The 6,011-nt window shown below is 68.4% G+C and carries 4 protein-coding genes; 1 reads left to right on the top strand and 3 read right to left on the bottom strand.

All coding sequences use genetic code 11. The features are described 5' to 3' along the window. Window positions 1-444: 444 nt before the first annotated feature. From IPP98_16710 to IPP98_16720, 3 genes are all read right to left on the bottom strand, one after another. Window positions 445-2,286: a TonB-dependent receptor plug domain-containing protein gene (locus IPP98_16710; protein MBL0180726.1), complete on the bottom strand. Its 1,842-nt coding sequence runs from the start codon at window positions 2,284-2,286 to the stop codon at window positions 445-447. 8 nt (window positions 2,287-2,294) lie between these two features. Further along, on the bottom strand, window positions 2,295-3,779 hold the full coding sequence (locus tag IPP98_16715; GenBank protein MBL0180727.1) for a leucyl aminopeptidase: 1,485 nt from the start codon (window positions 3,777-3,779) through the stop codon (window positions 2,295-2,297). A 109-nt stretch (window positions 3,780-3,888) separates the two neighbouring features. Further along, window positions 3,889-4,848, bottom strand: coding sequence for a hypothetical protein (locus IPP98_16720; GenBank protein MBL0180728.1), 960 nt, complete (start codon window positions 4,846-4,848; stop codon window positions 3,889-3,891). Window positions 4,849-4,956: 108 nt separating this feature from the next. Here IPP98_16720 and IPP98_16725 point away from each other — a divergent pair. Further along, window positions 4,957-6,011, top strand: a 1,055-nt coding sequence (locus IPP98_16725; protein ID MBL0180729.1) for a hypothetical protein, incomplete at its 3' end; no start/stop codon positions are given.

The following is a 6,011-nucleotide window of genomic DNA, read 5'->3' on the forward strand; positions in this document are numbered from 1 at the left end:
TCGCGCCGGATCCCCAGCACATCGGCTTGCCTGGCCACCAACTCGACCGTCACCTCACCACCCAGGCCGAAGCGATCGCGGAGCGCCGTCAGCGAGGCCACCACCGCCTCAGCCCGGGTCCAATCGATCCCCGCCGTCAGGGCGCCATCCTCGACCCAGCGGACCGACACTGTGAGGTGCCCCCGCTCGAACGTGGTGCGCAGCGCCTCCCGCAACTCTCCCTCGACCGCCGCCAATTCGGACGGCAAACGGGCCGCCAGGTTGAAATAGCGGTGGTTGACGGTGCGAATCTCGACCCGGAGTCGCCGGCCCCCCAGATCGCCTTCCGCTGCCCCGAAACCGGTCATGCTCAAGGCCACGCCGTGGTCTCCGGACCGAGGGTAGCTGGGAAAGATAGCTGATTCGAGGCATCCGGGGGAATCCTGCCCCTTCGGCGATCCCGGATCAGTTCAGGAAGTCCCAGCGGATCCCGAAGGAGGAGGCCAGCGAGGGGATCGGATACCCCGGGACGGTGCCAGCCCGGACCGCCCTGAAATTCACCCGGTCGTAGTAGGCGATGAACGGCCCGATCTTGAACTGCAGCCAGCCGCGGACGAAGGTCCGGCCAGGGAGGGCGATCGGCTCGCCCTGCGCCGTCCGACCGATGACGCCGGGGCTCCAGCTCTCGACCATCCCCTGCAGCTTCATCTCGAAGATCCCGCTAGGGAAGTTGCGGAGAAAGCGCGAGCGGATCGTCGCCGTGGTCAGGCCATGATGGGGCGGCGTGCCATCGGGCTGGTCACCCCGAATCGGATGTTCATACACGCTCTCGAAGGTCAGCCAGCCGTTGGCCGCAAAGCGGGCCCGCGCCGTCACCCAGTCCGTGGACTCGAGGGGCTTGAGCGAGGCGATCGTGGGGAAATTGCGATACGCCAGCGGTCGCCACCCATCCAGCCGCGCACCACCCACTTCGACGCTGAGCCGCCGGGTGTCGATCGAGGCGGTCGCCTCGACGTCGGTGAAGCGTTGCGCCAACTCCGATGCATCGGCGGGGGCCTGCACCCGATGCCCGTCGCGGATCACGCCGCTGAGCGTCACGCCCAACGGCGCGCGGAACCCGATGCGCGCGGTGCCCCAACTACTGCTGCGGTCGCCGTCGTGTTGCTGACTGACCAGCTCGACCGCGCCACTCAGGCGCCGCGATGGCGCCCAGCCGAGCGCGAGCCGCGCGTCGAGCGGCGTCCACTCGGTCTGGTGCCAGACCGTGAGCTGACTCGACCACGTTGGCTGCCGACGCGCGAGCACGGCACCGACGCGACCGACGTCGTGCCGGATTCCTTCGCCACTCCACGCCGTGCGGCCGAGGACCACGTCGGCGCGGGAGCCGAGGCCGTCGGTGGAACGCTGATACGAGAGTCGAAGTTGGGCGTCACTCCGCGTGCCGGTGAGCCCGGGACTCAAGATCGTGCCCGCCGGTGCATCGCCGGCGAAGAGGGTGTCGCGCACGGCGTCCTGCACCTGCAACTGGAATTGCATCCCGATGCGCGGCGACGGGATGTACCCCAGTTGGATCCAGGCGTTCGTGCTGTTGGCACCACCACTGCCGCCGTTCGGGGGATTCACCGAGAGATATTCCGCGGCGAGTCCGAGTCCGATGCCGCTCGGATACCGACGTTCGAAAGAGCCGAGATAACGGGCCACCGATCGATCACCGGAGGTCAGTCCGATCCGCGTGCGCGGGGCCGCGCGGTCGTGACGCCGCGTGAAGAGGGCAACACGCAACTGCCCCGCCCCGCGCTCGATCTCGACCCGATCGAGCAGCGCGAGTGACCAGAGCGACGGATCGGCGGCGAGGGAATCCGGACCGACCGGGAGATACGGCACGCCATCAACCGAATACTCGACAGACGACGCCCCGCGCCCGAGGTAGTTCGGCATCTCGCCGCGAGCGAGCCATCCCTCGCGCCAGAGGTAGACGCCGGGAACGCGCGAAAGCAGCTCACTGACTGTTTGCGCAGTGGCCCAGTCGATCGAGTCGCGGGTGATGAGGATACGACTGTGCGGCGTCAGGAGTCCGGTGGTGCCGACCGGATCGAGCGTGCGCAGCAACACGCGCTCCTGCCCCTGCGCCTTGAGCACGCGGTCAGCGGTCGAGATGGTATCCGCGGCCACCTTCTTGAGCGAATCGGCGACGCGCGCCGAATCGGAGAGTGGCGGTGGCGGCGGCGCGATGACCTGGGCGTGTGACGCGACGGCGCCCCCGATGACGAGGGCGCCGACGAGGCATGCCGTCCGGAGCGCCGACACGGTGGGCGTCAGCTCCGGGCCAGGACGAGCTCGGAGAAGAGCCGCACCATCACTCCGGTCGGACCGCGTACCTGCGTGGCCGGTTCGCCCTCGGTGTAGGCGGTGCCGGCGATGTCGATGTGCACCCAGGGATAACCCTCGACAAACTCGCGAAGGAACCATCCCGCCGTGATGCTTCCCGCCGGGCGGCCACCGGTGTTGCGCATATCGGCAATATCCGACTTGATGTGCTCGCGATACTCGTCCCAGAGTGGCAGCTCCCAGCCGCGTTCGCCTGCGCGCTCGCCAGCAGCGATGACTTCAGCCACCAGCGCCGCGTCTGTCCCCATGACCCCACTCGCGGTGTGGCCCAGCCCGATCACGATCGCCCCCGTGAGCGTGGCGCAGTCGACCACGGCGGCGGGGTGGTACCGCCGCGCCCACGAAAGCGCATCGGCCAGCAACAGCCGTCCTTCGGCGTCGGTATTCTGCACTTCGATGCTCTTGCCGAAGTGCGACGAGACCACGTCGCCCGGCTTGTAGGCGGTACTCGACGGCATGTTCTCGGCCGAGGGAATCAGGCCGATCACATGGGCCTTCGGCTTGAGGCGGCCGAGCGCCTCGAACGTCCCCAGTACGGCAGCCGCACCGGACATGTCGTACTTCATTTCTTCCATCGCCGGCGCCGGCTTGATGGAGATGCCGCCGGTATCGAACGTCACGCCCTTCCCCACCAGCACCACCGGCGCGTCGTCACTCCCCTTGTACTCGAGGATGATGAATCGCGGATCGAGCGCGCTCCCCTTCGCCACCGCCCAGAGGGCGTGCATGCCTTCCTTCTGAATCGCCTTGCCGTCCATGACCGTCACGGTGAAGCCATGCCGCTTGCCCAACGCCTCGGCCTGCTCGCCGAGGAACGCCGGCGTGCAGGTGTTGCCAGGGAGCATCTGCAGGTAGCGCGTGAAGGTCTGCCCGTCGGCGATCGCGGTGCCGCGTGCCACGCCGGCAGCGAACGCTGCATCGGCCACGGCGGTGATGATCTCCGCCGACTCGAACTTCGGCTTCGGGGTCTCAGGCGGCCGCTTCAGGTCCGGATAGTGCCAGGCGCCGAACGGCAGCCCCTCGGCCAGCGACTGACCGGCCTTCCCTGCATCAACAGCCGGGGCCATCGCCGCGATGAAGAGCAAGGCGGCCGACGGCGCACCGAGGACACGCGCACGCTTCCCGGCGACCATGGCGGCGCGGCGGAGCGACGCGGCGGTCACCTTTTCGACCTCGCCGAGGCCGACGAGGATGACCCGCGCGACCTTGCCGGAAGGCGGGTAGAGGACGGCGAGTTCATCCTTGGCGCCGGTGAAATCACCGGACGCGCGGCACCGGCCGATGGCGCCTCCCACCGAGCTGTCGAGGGCATCGAGGGCGGGCGATGTGACCCCCTTCGCGACCGGGACGATCAGGAGGGGTGTGTCGAGGGTGGCCGGGTCGGCCGTGCGATGCGTGACGGTGAGCGCCATGGGCTCCCACGAGGGGTTGGGGAGTAAGGGGGTCGGAGAACCGGTGTTTCCTATGGGGCGGGAAAATACACGGGGAGAGCCGCCGGCGAGAGCCACCCCTCGCCGCCGGTCAGCGACCCCGATCGAGCGGCGGGCGTGACCGCCGCACCCCGACGCCGATCCCCGCAGGGCCGGAGGCCGTCGCAGATCGGTACCAGGCGACCGGAGTCCACTGTTCGGTATAGATCATCGAGCCGATCAGGCCACCGATCACCGCTCCAACGGGCGCATACACCATGGTCCGCAGCTCGGTCTCGTCGTCGAATGAACCGCGCTTGGTGCCACCGGCGACTGCCGCACCGACCAAGCCGAGGAGCGCCCCTTCCCAGGCGTGTCCGCGCCGTGAGACCACCCGCTCGACGGTGGCCTCCCTCGGCAGCAACAGGGCGCGGGGAGTCGATCCGCTGGGCTGCCAGAGCAGCGAATCCTGGCGCATCGCAAGGAAGCGGCCCTGGGCCCGACGCGCGCCACTCCCCACCCCAGATGGCAGCGAGATCCGAATCCACTCACCTGCCGAGAGGGTGGGCTCGGCGCGGTAGCGGGCATAAAGGGTCTCCTGATGCGCGTGGAGCGCGGTGCGGCGGGCCTCGAGGGCAGCAATGGCGGCAGTCATCTGCCGGGCCTCCGGATCTTCGGGCTTGACCCGCGCCAGGAGGAGGCGCTGCTCAACCGCGAGTTCTCGGAGCCGAAGATCCAGCGCGCCATCGAGCCGTTCGCTGAACACGACATCAGCCGTCGCGGGATTGGGGAGCTCGGCGAGCTCACGCCGTGAGGCCTCCAGCCGTGCCGAATGACGGCGGAGCATTGGGTCATCCGCGTTCCTTCGTGCGACCTCCGCTGGGTGCTCCACCTCAAGCGCCATCAGCTCACGGACGATGCGATCAAAGTCCACCTGCGCCGTCGGCGTACCCCAGTACTCCTGCACCGGAGCGGGAGGCCGGCCAGGAGCCGGCACCGGTGTGCCGGTATAGCACCCGGTCACGAGGATGGCGAGGGGGAGAACCAGCCGGACGTTCGAAATCGATGGCATCAGCATTCTCGACTGCTGGACGGGTCCGGGGTCGACGGCAGCCGTTTGCCGCAACATCTGTTGCAGGGTACTCTTGAACCCTACCCCGCACAATCACCGGGAGTCCCCATGGCACCGCGTTTCCCGCTCGCCCTCCTGGCCTTGCTGGCCCCTTCACTCGCTGGCTCGCCACCTCGTCGAGCGCAGACGCCCAGCGCGCGCTGTTGCCCCGGTCGCCCCGCCCCCGCGCCCGGCACCCGCAAGGCGACGGACTCGACCCGCGCGGCTCTCATGGCGACGTATCAGGCGGCCAGCAGGGCCGCCTTCAAGGGCTTCCAGCAGCGGGCAGCCGAGTGCGCCGCGACCTTCTCGGTCGAGACGATTCCCGCCGGCCAACTGATGGACCTCGTCACCCTTTACAACGCCGCCCAGGACACCAGCGGTGCGCGGCGCGCCACGGAGCGGTTGATGACCGCCACCGACCTGCCGCCGCGGGCGCGGGCGCAGGCGCTGTTGATGGGGATGAACCAGGAAGTTGCGAAAGTGCCGAGCTTTTTCGGCATCATCGAGGGCGCCGAGCGGTACGTCGCGAAGGTTGATGCCCTCCCCGACTCACTCGATGACCTCAAGCTGGCAGCGCACCGCAACATGCTCGGCCGCTACGAGTACCTCGACGTCGCCGAAGGCCTTCGGGTCCACGCCCTCGCGGTGATCGCGCTCGGCAAGAAGCTCAACAAGCCCCAGGAGACAATCTCCGGCTATTCGTCGCTGGCGCGCTCGTACGCGGACAGGCTCCACCCCGACTCGGCGCTGATGATCCTGGACGCTGCCGAGAAGGAACTCGGGGCGCCGGCCACCGCGAGCTTCAAGGACTTCCGGAATCGCTACGCGCTGATCGGCACCAAGGCCTCCGAGATCTCGGCGACCTGGTGGATCAACACCGATCAGACGACCGTCGTGGCGCCGAAGCCCGGCCGGGTCTCGCTGATCGAGTTCACCGCGCATTGGTGCGGCCCGTGCAAGAACAGCTACCCGGGCCTCGTCGGGCTCACCGAGAAGCTCAAGGGGAAGGCCTTCGACGGCTACATGGTCACGTCGCTGTACGGGTACATCGGCACGCGACAGAATCTGTCGCCGGAACAGGAGATTGAGGCAGACCGGGAGTACTTTGGCAAGGAGCATGC

Source organism: Gemmatimonadota bacterium (assembly GCA_016720805.1).
Classification (GTDB): domain Bacteria; phylum Gemmatimonadota; class Gemmatimonadetes; order Gemmatimonadales; family GWC2-71-9; genus Palsa-1233.

Excerpts from the sequence above, each read along its gene's own strand:
- IPP98_16720 (MBL0180728.1), bottom strand. The coding sequence starts at position 4,848 with ATGCCATCGATTTCGAACGTCCGGCTGGTTCTCCCCCTCGCCATCCTC.
- IPP98_16715 (MBL0180727.1), bottom strand. The coding sequence starts at position 3,779 with ATGGCGCTCACCGTCACGCATCGCACGGCCGACCCGGCCACCCTCGAC.